This window comes from Nonomuraea sp. NPDC049378 (assembly GCF_055586745.1).
Window position 1 is genome coordinate 1 of record NZ_JBVJHP010000023.1, and the last position, 18052, is coordinate 18052.

Sequence of the window (18052 nt, forward strand, 5' to 3'; positions counted from 1 at the left end):
AGGCCCGGGACCCGTACGTCCGGGTCGGCGTCCTTGTAATAGTGAACGCCCTGGACCAGCGACGACGCGCAGTTGCCGACACCGACAATGGCCACACGAACCGAACCCATGCGGTTCCTCCCATCAATGAACCGGAATGGTGACCATCCAAGTGCAGCGCAAAGGAGAATCGCCACACGCGTGTCGGGTATCCGACATTTCCCACCCTCTGCGTTCGGCGGTCAGGTATCTCTCCATCAGATCCATCAATGTCCGGGGACAGGTTGACTTGTGCGCGGCGTGAAATGCGCACGGCTGCGCGGCGAGAAAGACCGCACCCCTTTCGCGCCCGCCGGAGCGGCGTACGGACGGACCGGGTGGATGACAACATTCGTGGTGGCCGGTTCGTCTCGCGGCGACATGAGCGGGTCAGCGGCCGAGCCGGGCGTCCAGCGTTCCCACGCCGTCCTCGTGCGAGATCCCGTGGAACAGTTCGCGAGCCTCTTCCCAGATGGCCTTGGCCGTGCGGTGGTCGCCGGCGGCGTCGTGGGCGTCGCCGAGGGCGCGCAGCGTCCGCGCCAGGTAGGGGATCGAGCCGCGGGTCCGCCAGACCCGGACCGAGCGTTCGAGGGCGGCGATGGCGGCGGGCAGGTCTCCTTCGGCCAGGTTCACCTGCCCGAGAAGGCTGAGCGCGTCGGCGAGGTAATGGCCGAAGTTGCCGTCCTCGCTGTGGGCCAGCGTCAGCTCGGCGGTCGCCCTGGCCCGCTCGTCCCCGGTGACGAGGAACAACTTCGAGAGGTAGAGCAGCGAGAACGTCTCCAGATAGCGGTAGTTCAACCGCCGCGCCATGTCCAGGGACCTCTCCAGCAGTCGCTGGCCGCCCGCGAAGTCACCGCTGAACGCTTTCGCCGCCCCGAGGAACTGGGTGATCGTCGTGGTGTAGTGGGGGTTGCCGAGCGCCTCGGCGACCTTCGTCGCCTGCTCCAGGACCGTGTGCGCCGCCCGCGGGTCGTCCTCGCCGTAGATGATCGCCATCACGTGGTAGGCCCGCGCCTGGCCGCCGAGGTAGCCCGCGTCGGCGGCCGTCCGCAGGGCGCGCTCCGCCAGGGCGAGCGCCTGCGCACCGCCGTTCCCGTCGGCCGTCATGCTCCAGGCCAGGGTCGCCAGGGCGTCGGCCATTCCCACCGGATCGTCCAGCATGGTGAACAGGTCGAGGAGTTGCGAGGCGCCGGCCCGCATCCGCGTCATCGCCGGTCCGGGGCCCGCCGGCGAACTCCAGGTGGTGACCTCCAGGAGGCCGCGCATCAGCACGGCCTCGCCGCGCCTGTCGCCGGTCTCACGGCAGAGCGCGAGCGCCTGCTCGTGCATGCGCAGCCAGCCGTCGTACAGGCCGCGCACGTTGAGGTACGTCTCGGTGGACCCCGCGAGGTCCCACGCGAGCTGGGTCAGGCGCGCCTCGCACGCCTGGGCCACCCCCGCCATCAGCGCGGCGTGCTCCGCGCCGAACCAGGCCATCGGGTCGGCCAGCAGCGGGCCGGACACCGCCGCGGGCAGCCGCCAGCGCGGCGCACTGCTGTGCATGAGTGCGAAGCAGGGGCCCGGGACGTGCTCCGCCGCGACCTCCGCCAGGGCCAGCCACGCGCCCAGGGCCCGCCGGAGCGCGGCCTGGCGCTCGGGTTCGGATTCCTCGCGCTGCGCCCGCTCGCGCGCGTACAACCGGATCAGGTCGTGGAACCGGTACCTGAGCCTGCCCGTCTCGTCCGTCCCCGTGAGGTTCAGCAGATGGGCGTCGACCAGGGTCTCGATCTCGCGTTCCGCCTGCCGTACCGGCACGTCCAGGAGGGCGGCCACCGCCCAGGAGGCGAAGTCGGGCGCGTCGAGCAGCCCGGCGAGCCGGAAGGCCCGCTGCGCGCCCGCGGGAAGCGTCCGGTAGGTCATCTCGAATCCCGCGCGGATGTCGAGGTCGCCCGCCACGAGTTCGTCCAGCCGGTGGCGTTCCTCCCCGAGGACGCCGGCGAGGTGGGCCAGGCTCCACTGCCTCCTGCCGAGGAGCCTGGCCGCCGAGATGCGGACCGCCAGCGGGACGCGACCGCACAGCCGGGTGATCTCCAGAGCCGCGTCCGGATCGTCCTGGACGCGTTCGTCACCGATGATCCTTCTCAGCAGGTCCATGGCCTGGGCCGACGGCAGGACGTCGAGCTCCAGCAGGCTCGTGCCCTCGAGGCCGACCAGCCGGACACGCCCGGTGAGCAGCACGGCCGTGCCGGGGGCCCCGGGCAGGAGCGGCCGCACCTGCTCCTCCCCCGCGACGTTGTCCAGCAGGATGAGAGTTCTCCGTCCGGCCAGGCAGCTCCGGTAGAGCGCCACGCGTTCTTCCAGGGATTCGGGTATGCCGGTGGCGCTGATGCCCAGGGCGAACAGGAAGCGGCTGAGCACGTCCTCCGGGCGGGCGGGGTCGGCGGAGGCGCCGCGCAGGTCCGCGTAGAGCTGACCGTCGGGGAAACGACCCGCGATCCGGTGCGCGACGTGCACGGCGAGCGTGGTCTTGCCCAGGCCTCCCATACCCGCGACGCCGGCCATGGCGACGGTGCCCGGCCGCGGCTTGGTGAGGGCCTCGGTCAGCTCCGCCACCTCGCCGTCCCTGCCCGTGAATTCCGCGATGTCCGGGGGCAGCTCCGCGGGGATGGGGGCCGTTCGAAGCTCGGGCGTCAGGGCCGTGGCATGGACGCGACGGTAGGCGGGCAGGACACGCCCGGGCGCGTGCCGCGCCTTCTCGCCCGGCTCGGTGCTCACTCCGTCCGGCCGGCGCGCGGCCCGTTCACGGTGGGGCCGGGCCTCCGCCGGCCTGTACGGGCCCGGCCCTCCAGGCGAGCGCGTGATCTTCGCCTGGGCGCGAGGAACGAGGTCGAGTGACGGGTCCTCCGTGAGGATCCTCTGGTGCATGTCGTGCAGCTCTTCCGCCGGGTCCAGGCCGGTCTCCTCGACCAGTGTCCTGCGGGCACGCGTGTATTCGGCGAGCGCGTCCGCCCTCCGGCCGCAGCGGTACAGCGCCAGCATCAGCTGCGCGCGCAACCGCTCCCGCAGGGGGTACTCGCCGGTGAGCGCGGTCAGCTCGCCCAGCAGCGCGGCGTGGCGACCCAGGCTCAGGTCCACGGCGATCCGCGACTGCAGGACCGACATGCGCACCTCGTCCAGCCGCGCGGCCTCCGTGGCCAGCATCGGGACATCGGCCATGCCGGCGAACGCGGGCCCGCGCCAGAGATCCAGCGCCTCCTGCAGAAGGCGGGTCGCCGCCTCCGGCTCACCGGCGGCCTCCGCCGCCTGCCCCGAGCTCGCCAGGTTCTCGAACCGCCCCGCATCGAGCTCGTCCGCGGAGACCGTCACCAGATAGCCGTAGCCCTGCCGCACGACGCGAGCCGGGTCGTCCAGGTGCCGCCGGAGCCGGTGGACGTAGGTCTGCACGTTCTTGGTGGCGCTCTTCGGAGGGGTGTCCCCCCACAGCGCCACAAGCAGCTGGTCTTCCGAAACAGGGTTGCCCGCCTGGCACAGCAAGACCGCCAACAGCACGCGCGCCTTGGGCGTGCCGAGATCGAGCGGCTCCTCCTCGCGCCACACCGTCAGTGGACCTAATATCCCAAACCTCATCGTGCTCCCTTGGATGGACGCACTGTAAACCTGGACGGCCCGTTCCGGCGGTCCACTGGGTGAAGAAACGGTTGCGAACTCTTCGATCCCCGGCGGCATTGGCGAGTTGGACATCGGATGCCGGGGCGATGTCAAGAACGCTCCGGGCGCTCCGACCTTTCCGGTGAGGACGGCGTGACGCCCCCTTGAAGTGCGACATCCGACATGAAGGAGCAGACATGTCACGGAACATCGAGACCGTCAACACCTATCTGGACGGTTTCCGCAAGAACGATCACGAGCAGATCCTGTCCTGCCTGACGGACGACATCGAGTGGACCGTCTTCGGCGCCTTCCATCTGACCGGCAAGGACGCCTACGACCAGGCCATCGACGGCCCGCCCGAGTTCGCCAACCCTCCTCACCTGGAGGTCGTGCGCATGGTCGAGCAGGGCGACGTCGTCATGGCGGAACTCACCGGGACGGTGAAGCGAGTCGCGGGCGGCGAGATGCGCATGTCCATGGCGGAGGTGTTCGTCATGCGCGACGGCAGGATCGCCGAGCGTCGTGCCTGGGTCATCGAACTGAAGGAGAACGGCCACCGCTGACGGCAGCCACCGGGGCGAGGGCCGGTCCGTCGAGGGCCGGCCCTCAGTCCTCGGCCAGGCACCGCTGCAGCAGCACGAAACCGGGCATGGTCTGCGCCGGCCGGATGGCGACGTCGAAGACCTCCGGGTCCGAGAACACCGGCTCCCCGTTCGGGCGGCGCACGTACGCGACCCGCCCGTAGTCCACGCCGTCGTCGCGGTCGAAGCTCATCCAGGTGATGGCCTCCTGCTCTCCCTCCTGGAGCGGCTGGGAGGAGACGGGCCGGACGGCGATCGTGCCCGGAGGCTTGAACAACCACACCTGCGGAACGCCCAGCACCCAGCGGACGACGTCGATCTCCAGGGCCTTCTCCGCCGCCCTGATCTCGAACGCCTCCGCCGTGACGGGATCGCGCAGGTAGTCGTACTCGCTCAGGACGACCTTGTCCGTGCCCTCCATGGCGACGACGGCCGGGCACTCCCGGGCCACGATGTTCTTCTCCAAGCGCTCCACCGCATCGAACAGCAGATGCGCGGTCGCCTCGTTCATGTCGCCTCCGAACCACCTCGCCCGCAGCGTCCTCCGCCACCAGCGTTCCAGAAACGACCGGGCACAGGCGCACAACGCGCGGAACCCCTCCGGCGGTGTGTCGTCAGGGACCGCAGGTCGGGCAGTCGGGTCGCCGCGGAACGGGACGCGAACGGATCTCCAGCGGCCAGAAGTCCACCTCGCTCCACTTGCCGCTCAGCGCCGGCTCCAGCCCCGCCAGGACCCGGATCGCCTCCCAACCCAGAATGGTGCCGATCAGCCCGCACAACGCCCCGATGGCGCCCGCCCTCTGCCTCTTGCCGATCAGCGACTCCATCCGATGACGCCCGTGATCTGCGAACGTCTCGGCCCGCACACACGCCCAGCAGGCCGTTCTGCCCGGAAGAACCGTCGCGCCGAGCACCCCGATATGGTACGCATAGCCGGTGCCCAGGATGTGCGGCACATCCGGCCAGCAGGCCTCGCTCACCCAGGCGGCCGTGTCATTGGGCGTGGGCAAATCCATCGCGTTGACCACGACACCCGCCCCGTCCACCAGGTCAGCCAGATCGGCGGACGACGTCACACGCCGGTCGAAGGTCTCGACCGTGACATAAGGATTGGCCGCCCGCAGCCTGGCAGCGGCCGCCTCCACCTTGGACGCCCCCACGTCGGCGACGGCGAACAGGCTCTGCCGGGTCAAATTGGACGGCTCGACCCGGTCGAAATCGCACAGGCGGATCGCGCCCACACCCGCGCTCGCCAGACAGAGCGCGACCCAGCCCCCGAGCCCGCCAACGCCGCACACCACCGCCGTCGAGCGGTCCACACGCTCCTGCAACCGCACGCCGGAAACGACGTCGGCACGGCCCTGGTCACAGAAATCCTGGAGCAACCGCAACTGGCGGTCGTAGAACTCGGCACGCTCCTCCCCGAGCTTCGAAAAGGACGACGCCAAATCCCCGACACGACTCAGCAGCCTTTCTTCCGTGAGGATCTGCAGCACCTCACCGAGCGCCTGCGCATCACCGACGGAACGCTCGATCTCGGCATACGTGCGCGTGCCGTCGAGGAGCTTTATCACGTGTCTCACGAAATCGTCGGCGGCGAATCTCTTCACGGTCCTGTCCGCCGTGCACAGAAAGAGCAGCTCCCGGCCCTCGGCCTGGACGATCACGCTTTCCCGCAGCCGGGGGCGCCACTCCGTCACGCGCTCCTCCTCGCCGGGCTCCCTCGGGTGCATTCTGCCCAGCAGAGGTTTGTTCCACAAGCCGGCCGGTTCCTGATCGCCGGCTACGCCACGGTCGAACAGCCTGTCGCGAAGCTCGCCAGGGCTGCGGGTCAGTCCTTGGCCGACAACCTGGAGACGTCGTCGGCCGTCAGCTTGATGGAGTTCGCCGGCAGCGCGACGTAGTCGCCCGTGCCGCTCACCGCGTACTGGGCCTGGTCGGAGTTGAGCATCGCGGCCGGGGAGTCCGCGTACGTCTCCAGGAAGAGCAGGTAGCTGCCGCCGCCCTTCAGCGGCGTGGCGTGCTCCACCTCGTACTTCACGCCGTCGATGGTGCCGCCGAGTTCTTTGACCTCGACGGTCTGCCCGGGCTTCGCCGACCCCTTGAACACCTTCAGCACCTTCGCGTCGTGGACGGTCACGACGTCGCCTGGCGGCGCGGCGGCCGAGGGATCCGCCTGCTGCGGGGCGCCCGCCATCGGGTTCGACAACGGGTCGGTGTCCGACGGATCAGGAACGGGCTCCGCCTCGCGCCGAACGCGTGACGTCGTCGACAACGTGGCCTCGACCACCAGCGTCGCCCGCGCGAAAAGCTCCTCCGCGCTTTTGTACTCGGGATATTCGGCCTCGATGACCATCGTGGCCGGTTCGGCCCCGGAGCATCCCGTCACGAGAAGGGCCGCCGTCGCGGAGGCCGCCAGCAGCCGGGTCAACGCCTTCATGTGATCTGCCTTTCCCACGCATCCGGTCATCAGTAATAGGCGTTGACGTCGCTGACGTCATGGGGCCGGGGTTTGGTGTAGGTCGTGGAGTTCCGGTTCCGGCTGCGGTTCATGATGGACGTCACTGTGTTGTGCGCCAGGTTCAGGGCATGGCCGAGCTCGTGCACGAGAACGCTGGTGATGAAGTTGGAGGTGTTGGACGCGTCCCTGGCGATGGTGCGGGAGTTGAGCTTGATGTAGAAGCAGCTGGGGCCGCACCGGGTGTAGGTGCCGTACCAGGTGTTGCTGTAGCTCTTCGCGGTGATCGTCGACCCGGAGTCGCTGTCCTTGTAGACCCGCACCGGGGTGCTGGTCGCGTTCCAGTTGGATCCCGCCTTGTTCATCGCGGGCTGCCAGACGTCGTTGTAGTTGTAGGGATAGACGCTGAGCTGGGGGGTCTGCAGGCCGTTGCCGCTCCTGTGGGCGATGACCGGGGTGGTGCTCACCGCCACCGCGACGATCCCGGTCGCTGCCACCGCCATGGTCCGGAGAACGCCTCTGCGCATGGTCATCCGGTTCCTCCTGTCCTGGTCCACGAACGATGATCGGTGGCCGGCGTACGAATGTCGTTACCACCGGATGCAGACCTTCTGTACCGTGCGTCCGAGACCTGTCACGGAGCCGGGACCCGTGATGACACAAGGGAAGGGCCGGACCCGTGACGGGCCCGGCCCTTCCCCTTTGAGAACGTGGTGGACAGCACGGAGATCGCCTTGAACGCGGTGTCAGTCCGCTCGAAGCACGATCACCGAGGGTGGCGTGACGTCAGGTGGTGCTGCGGGCCGACGCGGCCCAGGTGTTGCAGGCTCCGGGAGAGCCGCTGTTGTAGCCGCGCGTCATCCAGGTCGCCTGCGTGGGCCCCCTGCCGTGGTCGTTCTGCGGCCACGCCTTGGCGCCGTTCTTCCTGAACCAGTTCACCGTGTAGTCCCACTGCCGGTCCGAGAACTGCGAACCGTCCCGCAGCGTCGACATGAAGGCGCCGGAGAAGCACTCGGCCTGGAGCTCGGACCTGCGCGACAGCGCCAGGCGCTGGGAGCGGCCGGCCGAGTTGCGGGCCGTCCAGTAGTAGCTCCAGATCCGCGAGGTCTGCTGCACGTGGTGGCCGTACTCGTGAGCCATGAGCCGCGCGATGCCCAGCGGGAACGGCTGGCGGAGCTGCTTCTTGGTGATCAGCATGTACATCGTGCGGTTGGCGGAGCAGTAGTAGCCGTCGGCGCCGGTGCTCCACCTGCCGCAGGGCGTGTTCACCTTGCTGGTGATGATGCGCAGCCGCGGCTTGGAGAAGGGCATCCGCGCCTTGCGGAACTGCGCGCCCCACGCCTTGTTCAGGCAGTTGGTCACGCGGGTCAGGAAGCGCTTGTACGCTGCCGTGCTCCCGGACGGCAGCGCACCGGGCCTGCAGTTCACGTCGGTGAGGCGGCCGGTACGGTAGATCCGGTTCTTGGTGGCCAGCGACTTGTTCGCACTGGCGCTCCGGCTCAGCGTGCTCGCCGCGGCTCCCCCGAGCGGCTGGGCAGCGTGCTGGATCTGGTTGCTGGGTGCCACGGCCGCCGAAGCCACGCCAGGCGAGACGAACACCTGCGAGGTCACGGCCATCGTGAGGGCCACACCGGTGGATGCGAGCGCTGCGAATCTGTGAGAAACGTTCATAGACTGCACAAGATTAGGTCAAGATCGGGCATATTGCGTCGCAATTGGCACGATTGCTCCATGTGACGCGTGTGACGAGGGATACGAACACGCGTGAATCACGCGGCGCCGCCGGAGCGGTCATGATCGGCAGGACGTCCGTCGTGGGACCGTCGAGAACGCGGGGGACCCGGACAAGGCGATCGCGGCATGGCGGGATGTTTACCGTCGTCCCGTGTTGAAGGCGGCACTCCCGGTAAGGAGCTCAGCATCCGACTACCGGCTTCGGGGGGATCAGTGCCGGATACGCCGCATGGGCGCGCCCATGCCCGGAACGCGTCCGCTACGGGAAGCCGCCGGGCCGGACGGCCGAAGGCGACCGCGCCCCCCGGGCCGTTCCGCCCGGGTTTCTGGCGGAGCCCGCTGCGCGGTCCCTGGCTCACGTCGGTGCTCGGTCTCGTCCTGCTCGTCGGGCTCGCCGTCGTCGCGGTCACCGGGTTGGTGTCGTACGCCGCCTACGAGCCCCGGCTGCCGGGCAACGACACGACGCCGGGCAAGGGTCTGCTGGGTTTCTATCTCTTCGACTGGCCGACGCACCCGGCCTGGCTGTACCGGGTCACCCAGGGCACCCATGTCATCCTGGGGCTGACGCTGGTACCGGTGCTGCTGGCCAAGTTGTGGTCGGTGATCCCCAAGCTGTTCCAGTGGCCGCCGGTGCGCTCGATCGCGCAGGCCGTCGACCGCGCCAGCCTGGTGCTGCTGGTCGGCGGTGCGGGGTTCCAGTTCGCTACCGGGATCCTCAACATCCAGCTCTTCTACGTCTTCCCCTTCTCCTTCTATCCGGCGCATCTGTACGGTGCGTGGATCTTTCTGGCGGCGCTGGCCGTCCACGTCGCCATGCGGCTGCCCCGGGCGGTCCGCGCGGTGCGGTCCCGGGACCTGCGGCGCGAGCTGCGTACGCGCCTGGCCGACACGCGACCGGAACCTCCCGACCCCGACGGCCTGGTCCCGGCTGATCCGGCGCCGCCCACCATGTCCCGGCGCGGCCTGCTGGCGTTCGTCGGCGGTGGCTCGGCGCTGATGTTCGGCCTGTCGGCCGGCCAGACGCTGGACGGGCCGCTGCGCCGAACGGCCTTGCTGGCTCCGCACGGGCGCGAGTACGGGACGGGGCCCAACGACTTCCAGGTCAACAAGACGGCGGCCAGCCTCGGCGTCACCGCGGCGGAGACGGGCGACGGGTGGCGGCTGGCGGTCGTGGGGGCGAGCCCGGTGCACCTGTCCCGTGCGGACCTGCTGGCGATGCCGCTGCACACCTACGCGCTGCCGATCGCCTGCGTGGAGGGGTGGTCGACCGAGCAGGTCTGGACGGGTGTGCGGCTGGCGGACCTGGCCCGCCTGGCCGGCGTCCCGCCCGGCGCGGCGGCGGTCACGGCCGGATCGCTGCAGCGCGTGGGCTATTTCGGCCAGGCCTCGCTCAGCGCCGGGCAGGTGGCCGACCCGCGTTCGCTGCTGGCGCTGCGGGTCAACGGCGCCGATCTCTCCCTCGACCACGGATTCCCCGCGCGCGTCATCGTGCCGAACGCCCCGGGCGTGCACAACACCAAGTGGGTGCGCGAACTCGAGTTCCGCCGGGAGGGACGGTGAACCGCCGCGGTCGCGGCGCGAGCCGGTGGGCGAGCGCCTACGGTGCCGGCCCGTGGCACCTTCTCGGGCTGGCGGCCTGCTTCGCGGTGGCCGGTTACGCCGCCACCCGGGTGGTGGAGGCCGGCATCTGGATGGGGTTCGCCGTGTGGTTCGTCGGCGCCGTCATCTTCCACGACCTGGTGTTGTGGCCGCTGTACTCGGCGGCCGACACCGCGATCCGATCCCTGCCGAAGCTTCCTGCGCGCCCCGGCCCGGCTCGGCCGGCCGGGCGGCGGCCCGCGGTGGTCAATCACGTACGGGTGCCGGCCGGGCTGTCCTGCCTGCTGCTGCTCGTGTGGTTCCCCCTCGTCCTGCGCGGTGCCGAGCGCAACTACCAGGCAGCGGTCGGGCTGAGCACCTCCCCCTACCTCGGGCGGTGGTTGTCGATCACCCTGGTGCTCTTCGGCGTCTCGGGCCTGCTCTACGCGGTGCGGCACCGGGCCGCGGGACGGTCGAAGCGCTGACCGGCCGCGATCGGCGGTGACGCGGCGGCGGGCGCGCTTGTCCCCCGTGCGAGCTACCGGCGAATGTCCACCGTGCGGGGACGCTTCGGGGACGGCCTGATCCATAACGTTGAGGCGTGGTTACGGCGCTCCGCCGCTTTCCCACCACACCACCCTGTGAGTCACCGGAGGACCCCCATGCCCCGCAAGATCAAGGCAACCGTTCTCGCCGCGCTGTGCGGCACCGTGATCGGCGCGGGCGCCACCGGTTGCAACGGCGACGCGCTGGAGAACTGGGACCCCATCGCCTCCGCCGAGCAGCAGATCGAGGCCGACCTGAGCTACGGGACCAAGAAGATCGAGGTCGCGGGCAGGTCGGTGAACGTGTCCTGCTCGGGTGCGGCGGCCGACGGTGCGCCGGTGATCGTGCTGATGCACGGCGGCGGCGACGACCTGACCAAGATGGCCGCCCTGCAGAAGACGCTCAGCGCCAAGAACCGGGTCTGCTCCTACGACCGGCTCGGCGCGGGCGCCAGCGACAAGCCGCAGGGCCCGCAGGACTTCGCGAGCACCGGCAAGATCCTCACCGGGGTGCTCGACCAGGTCGCCGGTGACCGCCCGGTCGTGCTGGCCGGCCACTCGCTCGGCGGGCTCATCGCCGCCCGCTACGCCCCCGACCACCAGGACCGCGTCAAGGGGCTGGTGCTGATGGACGCCACTCCCTCGACCATGGCCGGCGACGTCGCCAAGGTCATCCCGGCCTCGGCCAAGGGCCCGGCGGCCGAGGTGCGCGCGCAGAACCTGGCGATCTTCAAGGGGCAGAACCCGGAGCAGCTCGTCATGGCCGACGGCAAGGTCCGCTCCGCCGGGGACATCCCGGTCGAGGTGATCAAGCACGGCCGGCCGTACCTCGCGGCCATCCCCACCTACGGCGAGCACCTGGAGCAGGCGTGGAGCGCCGGCCAGCGCAAGTGGCTCGCGATCTCCAGCAGGAGCAGGCTGAGCACGGCCGCCAAGAGCGGCCACTACATCTACACCGACCAGCCCGACGCCGCCGTCAAGGCCGTCCAGCGCGTCACCACGCAGGTCGCCGGCTAGTGCGGGCGTCCACCACGAGCACGCGCGTCAGCTGACCCCTACAGGCCGAAGGCGCCGCCCTCCACGAGAATGAGCACCCCGAGGCCGATCAGCACGATCGGCAACAGGAGGTGACCCCACCGGCTCAGCGCGCGAGCGACGACCGGGCGGGTGGCGAAAAATCGTCCCGCGAGGCACCACACGGCCACCAGGGCCAGGAAAACGGCGATGTGCACGCTCATCGGGCCGGCACCGGCGGTGGCGAAGACCGGGACGTAGACACCGATGTTGTCGCCACCGTTGGCGAAGGTGACCGCGGCGACCTCCAGCACCTTCGGACCACCGGCACGCCCGTCCGCGCGCTCGTCCTCACCACCGTCGCGGTGATCCTTCCACGCCTGCCAGGCGGCCCTGAGCCCGAGGACGAGCGGGAGCACTCCCAGGTACGGCAGCACCGGCTGGGGCAGGAACGTGGCGCCGACTGCCGCGGTCGCGGCCACGACGAGGATGCCGAGGAACCCGAGGTACTGGCCGGCCACCACGCGCGCCGCCGCACCCCGGTGCCCGGCGCCCCGCGCGAAGAACAATGCCAGGATCAGGATGTCGTCGATGTTCGTGACCGCGAACAACCCCGCCGCCTGCCCGACGACGCCTACGTTCACGGCAGGTTGTTCCCCTTCGCATCGGTGCGATCCTGGCTGACCCTATCGGTCGCGTACGCGCCCCCGGTCAGGGTGCCGAGACGAGCGTCTCAGCAAACTTCGAGACGCGTCATCGGTACGAATCAGACCTGAGCACACCCGTCAACCCGCCCCTTCGCGGGGTATGACGCCGACCCGCCGCGCCCAGCGCCGGTACGCGGCGGCCAGCTCGGCGACGCGGCCGGGGTGGCGTCCGGCGAGATCGGCCAGCTCGGAGCGGTCGGTGTCCATGTCGTAGAGCTCCCATGGCCCCGCGTGCTCGCGGACCAGCTTCCACCGCCCCCGGCGTACGGCGGCGTTGCCCAGGTGCTCCCAGAACAGCCACGTGTCCGGGACCGGCTCGCCGCGCACGGCGGGCACCATGCTGCGCCCCTCCAAGGGCGGCGTATCCCGCCCCTGGTACTCGCGCGGGTACTCGACGCCGGCGGCGGCGAGCAGGGTGGGCAGCACGTCGGTGAGCTGGAAGGGGGTCCGGACGATCCGGCCCGCGGCCAGGCCTCCCGCGGGCCAGTGCACGATGAACGGGGTGGCGATGCCTCCCTCGTGGACCCACCGCTTGTAGAGACGGAACGGGGTGTTGGACAGGTTGGCCCACGCGGGGCCGTAACTCGCGTAGGTGTCCTCCGGGCCGGGATCGACACCCGGGAGGTTGCCGACACGCAACTCGGCGCCCTCCCGGGTGGCCGCCGGCACGATGTGCCGCCTGGCCCGGAATTCCTCCAGGTCGCCGAGCGGCAGGATCTCGGCGCAGCCGCCGTTGTCCGACAGGAACACCACGACGGTGTCGTCGTAGACCCCGGAGGTCGCCAGCTGGTCGAGGATCCGGCCGATGCCCCGGTCCATCCGCTCCACCTGGGCGGCGTACACCTGCATGCGGCGGGCCTCCCACGCCTGGTCCGGCGCCGCCGCCCACGGTGCTTGAGCCGGGTCGGGCCGGGACAGTGCCGACTCGGCGCCGAGCAGGCCCTCGGCGCGCAGCCGGTCGAGCCGGCGGGCGCGCAGTTCGTCCCAGCCCGCGGTGTAGACGCCGTCGTACCCGGCGACGTCCTCCTCGGGCGCGTGCAGCGGCCAGTGCGGCGCGGTGTAGGCCACGTACGCGAAGAACGGACGGCCGGCGGCGGCCTCCCGGCCGATGAACTCCACCGCGTGGTCGGTGATCGCATCGGTGTAGAAGAACCGCGGATCGCGGGTTTCGGCGCTCGCGTCCGCCTCGCCCCGGTACAGGGTCGCCGGGTCGTAGTAGCTCCCGCATCCGCTGAGGGTTCCGAAGAAGTCGCCGAATCCTCGCCGGGTGGGCCACGAGCCGGCCGGCTCCCACAACGGCCCGCTCAGGTGCCATTTGCCCGACATGGCGGTGGCGTACCCGGCGGCTCCGAGCAGCTCGGCGACGGTCACGCAGCGGTCGTCGAGGCTGCCCGGATAGCCTCCGGGTGCGCCGTTGCCGGCCAGGACACCGACACCGGTCTGGTGCGGATGCAGCCCGGTCAGCAGGGACGCGCGCGACGGGCTGCACCGTGCCGTGTTGGCGAACTGCGACAGCCGCACCCCGGCCCGGCCGATCCGGTCGAGATTCGGCGTGCGGATCTCGCCGCCGTAACAGCCGATGTCCGAGTAGCCCAGGTCGTCGGCGAGGATCAGCACGATGTTGGGTCGGCTCATGTCGTACCGTCGCCCCGCACCCGCAGCCAGGCGGCGGTGTCCGGTCCGAGCGGGTCGCCCGCGGCGGCGTGGGCGTCGCTGCGCAGGAGGGTGACCGTGCCGGCGGGCAGCGGCACCTCCGTGTCACCGAGATTGACGACGCACTCGAAGTCCGGTCCGCGACGGAAGCGCAGGACCGAGCCGGCTCGGTCCACCCACTCGAGCTCCTGGGGGACGTCCAGCTCCCGCCGGATCCGCAGCGCCCGCGCCACGAGGTGGTAGGTGGAGGCCGGGTCGTCCACCTGGTTCGCCACCGAGAGCCGCCCCCATCCGGGAGGCTGCGGAAGCCACGGGTCCGCCGAACCGAACCCGGCGCCGTCCGGCGCCGGCGTCCAGGGCAGCGGTACGCGGCAGCCGTCGCGTCCCCGGCGGCGCCCGCCCGAACGGGTCCAGATCGGGTCGCGGAGACGATCGTCGGGGATGTCCATGTGGTCGGGCAGCCCGAGTTCCTCGCCCTGGTAGAGGTAGGCGACGCCGGGCAGCGCCAGCATCAGCAGCAGCGCGGCCCTGGCGCGACGGCGGCCCAGATCCTCGTCGACCGGGCCCAGCTCGTGACCGGATCTCCCCTGGTGCTTGCGGGTGTCGGCACGGCCGTAACGGGTCACCGTGCGTTCGACGTCGTGGTTGGACAGCACCCAGGTGGGCGGCGCGCCGGAGGGGGACCCGGAGAGAGACATCGTGCGGAGCGTGGAGTCGATCACCGTGAAGAGGTCGCCGGCGTCCCATGCGGACTGCAGGAAGGGGAAGTTGAAGGCGGTGTGGAGCTGGGCCGGCGCCACGTACCTGGCCAGCCGCTCGGGGTCCGCCACCCACGCCTCGGCCACGAAGATCCTCGGCGGGTCGTAGGCGTCGGCCACCTCGCGCCACTCCCGGTAGACGGCGTGCACCTCGTCGCGGTCCCGGTGCGGATGGTCGGGCACGTCGGTGAGAACGAGCAGGTCCTCCTCCCGGTAGCCGAGATCGGGGTAACCGGGGTGCTTGATCAGGCCGGTGGCGACGTCGACGCGGAACCCGTCGACCCCGCGGTCGAACCAGAAGCGCAGCAGGTCCAGGAACTCCGCGCGGACCTCGGGATGGGACCAGTCGAGGTCGGCCTGGGTGGGGTCGAAGAGGTGCAGGTACCACTGCCCGTCGGGCACCCGGGTCCAGGCCGGGCCGCCGAACGTGCTGCGCCAGTCGTTGGGGACGACGTGCCCGTCCATGAAGTGGTACCGGGCGCGTTCCGGGGAGCCGGGCGGGGCGGCGAGCGCGGCCTGGAACCAGGGGTGATCGGTGGACGTGTGGTTCGGCACGATGTCCAGGATCACCTTCAGGCCATGCCGGTGCGCCTCCGCGACGAGTTGCTCGGCCCCGCGCACGTCGCCGTACTCGCGGGCGATGGCACGGTAGTCGGCCACGTCGTAGCCCCCGTCGTTGTTCGGCGACTCGTACCACGGCGTGATCCAGATGGCGTCGACACCGAGCCCGGCCAGGTAGCCCAGGCGGCTGCGGATCCCGGCGATGTCGCCGATCCCGTCGCCGTCGCCGTCCGCGAAGGACCGGATGTAGATCTGGTAGATCACCGCGGTACGCCACCACTCGACGTCAGCCATCGGCGGCTCCGATCAGGTCAGGCTCGAATTCCGTCAGGAACTCGCGCAGTGCCGCCAGTTCGCCGTCGTCGAGGGTCCGCAGCGGTGGGGCGACCGTGGGGGCGCACAGGCCTCGCAGGGCCAGGCTCGCCTTGACGACCGGGACTCCGGCCCGGATCGCGTGCACCCCGAGCAGCGAGACGACCCGTTTCTGGGCCAGGGCGGCACGCTCCTGATCGCCTGCGCGGTGCGCGGCGACGAGTTCGAGCGCGACGCGCGGGGCGAGGTTGGCGATTCCGGGAGTGATCCCGTCCGCGCCCGCGGACAGCGCGTCGAGCATCTTGCCCTCCGCTCCCTGGCTCACGCCGAAGTCCGGCCGGTGGCGCTTGACGTCGAGCCACTGCCGCAGGATGTCCGGGTCGCCGGAGCTGTCCTTGACGCCGGCGACGTGCTCCATGTCGGCGACGGCGGCGATCGAGCCCGCCGAGAACGGCGGCGCGTACCGCGGGATGTTGTACGCGATCACCGGCACGGCCGCGGCACGGCTCGCCCGGTAGTGCTCGACGATGTCGTGCTCGTCATGGTGGAAGTAGCAGGGCGGGCTGAGGGCGACCGCGTCGCACCCGGCCGCCGCGGCGAGCTCGGCCCGCCTGAGCGATTCGCGGGTGCCGGCGGCGGAGACGTTGACGACGACGGTGCCGCCCGGCACCAGCCACCGCCAGCGGCCGACGGCATCGGCGAGGAACGCGCCGATCTCCGCCGTCTGGTGCAGCGGCCCTTCGCCGTTCGTGCCCAGGAGCATGATCTTCGTGATGCCCGCGGCGGCGAGCGCGCCGAAATATCCCAGGCCGGCCGCGAGGTCCGGACGCCCGCTCTCGCCGATCGGGGTCACGGCGGGGACGATCACACCTGACACCGGCATCAGTACCCCCGGATCTCCGGCCAGGACAGCTCGACGCCGTCGGCCTTCAGCGCGCCCTGGAACGCTCGCAGGTGTGCTTCCTTGCGCCGGACATCGTGCGGCTCCACCGTCTCCCCCAGGCAGTAGGCCACCAGTGAGGCGGCGGCCTCGCCGATGTTCCACTCCACGGGGTGCAGCCGGTAGCAGCCGTTGGTGATGTGCGTGCTGCCGATGTTCTTGCCGGCCGGCAACACGTTCCGCACGCGTACGGGCAGCAGGGCGCCGAGGGGGATCTGGAACGGGCAGCTGGGAACGTCGATGTAGTTGTCGCCGCCCGTCGAGGGGTGCAGGTCGATCCGGTACATGCCGATGCCGACCGTGTCGTCGTACGGCTTCGCGCCCGCATCTCCGCGTACGGCGAGGGACACGTCCTGCTCGACGACGGTGTACTCGGCCCTGATCCGCCGGGACTCGCGGATGTAGGGGGCGGCGGCGAAGCCGTCGGGGGTGTCCATGACGTCCGGCCGCAGCCGTAGTCCCGGCCAGCCGCGGCCGCCGTCCGGCCGTGGCGCCTCGGTCTGCAGCCAGTAGAGCATGCTCGCGGAGAGCTCACGCGCTCCGGCGAGGTGGCGGGCCTTCTCCTCCTCGCTCACGCCGATGAGGGCCCCCGCCACGTAGTCGATCATGGGCCAGTTCACCAGGGTGACGTCGCTGGTCACGAAGCCGGGCTCGTACAGCTCGCGGGCGACGGCCCGGCGGAACTCCCACAGCTCGCGATCCCCCGGGTCCTGGCTCTGGTCGGCGAGCACGGGCCCCGAGCGGATGTTCGGGGTGAACGTCCGCGTCAGCGGCTCCCTCGTCCGCGGGTCCGGCGCGGTCAGCCCGACCTGCGGTCCCGGCCAGTAGTCGGGACGGTACGCGCGCCAGTGGTCGTAATTCGCCGGCCGGTCGATCACGTGGTCCTCGCCCTCGCGGTGATCGACGGCGAACACCCAGGAGAACGCCTGCATGTTGCCGGGCTGCGCCGCCTCCGGCGCGCTCGGCTCACCGGTCTCGTGCCTGGACTCGAACCCGGTGACGTGTTCCACGCCCGCGAGCGGCAGCAGGTCACCGAGCTCGGTGGCGTCCAGATAGTACGGGCTCGCGATGTGCACCAGGCCGGCGTCCGCGCGGTCCACTGTCACGCTGCTGACCCGGTCGCCGTCGGTCTCCGCCGCGACCGGCCGCGCACGGAGCAGGACGCGCAGCCGGCCGCTGCTCAGGTAGGGGTCGACGAGCGCGCGCAGCACCGCACCGCTGACCCGCGGCTCGTGGCACAGTGCACCGACCCGGCCCAGGCCGGGGTTGAGGTGTGGCTGGCTCCTGGCGGCCACGGTGAGGGGGTACCACGTCCGGTAGTGATCGCGGACCGCGTTGCGGTACCGGCGGTAGGAGGCGGTGCAGCCGAACTGCTCGATCCACCGGTGCTCGTCCGGGGGCACGCCCTGGCTGGTGAACTGCCCGCCGACGCGGTCGCCCTCCTCGGTCAGCACCACCCGCAGCCCGCGGCGCAGAGCTGCGAGCGCGGCGGCGACTCCGCCGACGCCACCGCCGATGATGGCCAGATCCGCATCAGTGATCCGCGATTCCAACGTTCCCCCT

Annotated in this window: 15 protein-coding genes and 1 pseudogene; 4 read left to right on the top strand and 12 right to left on the bottom strand. The window is 70.8% G+C overall.

Annotated features, from left to right (window positions below; translation table 11 throughout):
* Together ACZ6SA_RS39060 and ACZ6SA_RS39065 are read right to left on the bottom strand one after the other, a co-directional pair.
* Positions 1 to 110 (bottom strand): annotated as a pseudogene (locus tag ACZ6SA_RS39060) (inositol-3-phosphate synthase); the annotation flags it as partial.
* A 298-nt stretch (positions 111 to 408) separates the two neighbouring features.
* Positions 409 to 3624: an AfsR/SARP family transcriptional regulator gene (locus ACZ6SA_RS39065; protein ID WP_465833917.1), complete on the bottom strand. Its 3216-nt coding sequence runs from the start codon at positions 3622 to 3624 to the stop codon at positions 409 to 411.
* Between the two features lie 218 nt (positions 3625 to 3842).
* On the opposite strand from ACZ6SA_RS39065, the gene ACZ6SA_RS39070 reads away from it, so the two are divergent.
* The gene (locus tag ACZ6SA_RS39070) at positions 3843 to 4211 is read left to right on the top strand and encodes a nuclear transport factor 2 family protein (RefSeq protein ID WP_465833919.1); all 369 of its coding nucleotides are present in this window, start codon (positions 3843 to 3845) and stop codon (positions 4209 to 4211) included.
* Between the two features lie 43 nt (positions 4212 to 4254).
* Here ACZ6SA_RS39070 and ACZ6SA_RS39075 read toward each other — a convergent pair whose 3' ends face one another.
* From ACZ6SA_RS39075 to ACZ6SA_RS39095, 5 genes are all read right to left on the bottom strand, one after another.
* Positions 4255 to 4740, bottom strand: coding sequence for a hypothetical protein (locus tag ACZ6SA_RS39075; RefSeq protein WP_465833921.1), 486 nt, complete (start codon positions 4738 to 4740; stop codon positions 4255 to 4257).
* Between the two features lie 103 nt (positions 4741 to 4843).
* Positions 4844 to 5929, bottom strand: a complete 1086-nt coding sequence (locus ACZ6SA_RS39080; protein ID WP_465833923.1) for a HesA/MoeB/ThiF family protein — start codon at positions 5927 to 5929, stop codon at positions 4844 to 4846.
* Between the two features lie 131 nt (positions 5930 to 6060).
* On the bottom strand, positions 6061 to 6669 hold the full coding sequence (locus ACZ6SA_RS39085; RefSeq protein WP_465833925.1) for a hypothetical protein: 609 nt from the start codon (positions 6667 to 6669) through the stop codon (positions 6061 to 6063).
* Between the two features lie 29 nt (positions 6670 to 6698).
* On the bottom strand, positions 6699 to 7220 hold the full coding sequence (locus ACZ6SA_RS39090) for a matrixin family metalloprotease (RefSeq protein WP_347647651.1): 522 nt from the start codon (positions 7218 to 7220) through the stop codon (positions 6699 to 6701).
* A gap of 253 nt (positions 7221 to 7473) precedes the next feature.
* Complete coding sequence (locus tag ACZ6SA_RS39095; RefSeq protein ID WP_347647650.1) at positions 7474 to 8316, bottom strand: neutral zinc metallopeptidase; 843 nt, start codon at positions 8314 to 8316, stop codon at positions 7474 to 7476.
* A 468-nt stretch (positions 8317 to 8784) separates the two neighbouring features.
* Here ACZ6SA_RS39095 and ACZ6SA_RS39100 point away from each other — a divergent pair, with 468 nt between their 5' ends.
* The 3 genes from ACZ6SA_RS39100 (at position 8785) to ACZ6SA_RS39110 (ending at position 11561) form a co-directional block, all read left to right on the top strand.
* Positions 8785 to 9981 (top strand): molybdopterin-dependent oxidoreductase, encoded by a 1197-nt coding sequence (locus ACZ6SA_RS39100; RefSeq protein WP_465833928.1) that lies wholly within the window; start codon positions 8785 to 8787, stop codon positions 9979 to 9981.
* Positions 9978 to 10484 carry a hypothetical protein gene (locus tag ACZ6SA_RS39105; RefSeq protein ID WP_465833930.1) on the top strand — a complete coding sequence of 169 codons (507 nt, stop codon included), beginning with the start codon at positions 9978 to 9980 and terminating at the stop codon, positions 10482 to 10484. Before ACZ6SA_RS39100 ends, ACZ6SA_RS39105 begins: the two co-directional genes overlap by 4 nt.
* A 177-nt stretch (positions 10485 to 10661) precedes the next feature.
* Entirely contained in the window at positions 10662 to 11561 is a 900-nt protein-coding gene (locus ACZ6SA_RS39110; protein ID WP_465833932.1) for an alpha/beta fold hydrolase, read from the top strand.
* Between the two features lie 38 nt (positions 11562 to 11599).
* Here the strand turns inward: ACZ6SA_RS39110 and ACZ6SA_RS39115 are convergent, their stop codons facing one another.
* The 5 genes from ACZ6SA_RS39115 to ACZ6SA_RS39135 form a co-directional block, all read right to left on the bottom strand.
* A complete protein-coding gene (locus ACZ6SA_RS39115; RefSeq protein ID WP_465833934.1) occupies positions 11600 to 12202 on the bottom strand; it encodes a cadmium resistance transporter in 603 nt (200 codons plus the stop codon).
* A 141-nt stretch (positions 12203 to 12343) separates the two neighbouring features.
* On the bottom strand, positions 12344 to 13900 hold the full coding sequence (locus ACZ6SA_RS39120) for an arylsulfatase (RefSeq protein WP_465833936.1): 1557 nt from the start codon (positions 13898 to 13900) through the stop codon (positions 12344 to 12346).
* Positions 13897 to 15531, bottom strand: coding sequence for an alpha-amylase family glycosyl hydrolase (locus ACZ6SA_RS39125; RefSeq protein ID WP_465833938.1), 1635 nt, complete (start codon positions 15529 to 15531; stop codon positions 13897 to 13899). Before ACZ6SA_RS39125 ends, ACZ6SA_RS39120 begins: the two co-directional genes overlap by 4 nt.
* Positions 15524 to 16432 (bottom strand): dihydrodipicolinate synthase family protein, encoded by a 909-nt coding sequence (locus ACZ6SA_RS39130; RefSeq protein ID WP_465833940.1) that lies wholly within the window; start codon positions 16430 to 16432, stop codon positions 15524 to 15526. Before ACZ6SA_RS39130 ends, ACZ6SA_RS39125 begins: the two co-directional genes overlap by 8 nt.
* Complete coding sequence (locus tag ACZ6SA_RS39135) at positions 16432 to 18042, bottom strand: FAD-dependent oxidoreductase (protein WP_347647643.1); 1611 nt, start codon at positions 18040 to 18042, stop codon at positions 16432 to 16434. The genes ACZ6SA_RS39130 and ACZ6SA_RS39135 overlap by 1 nt, the downstream gene beginning before the upstream one ends.
* Between the last annotated feature and the right edge of the window lie 10 nt (positions 18043 to 18052).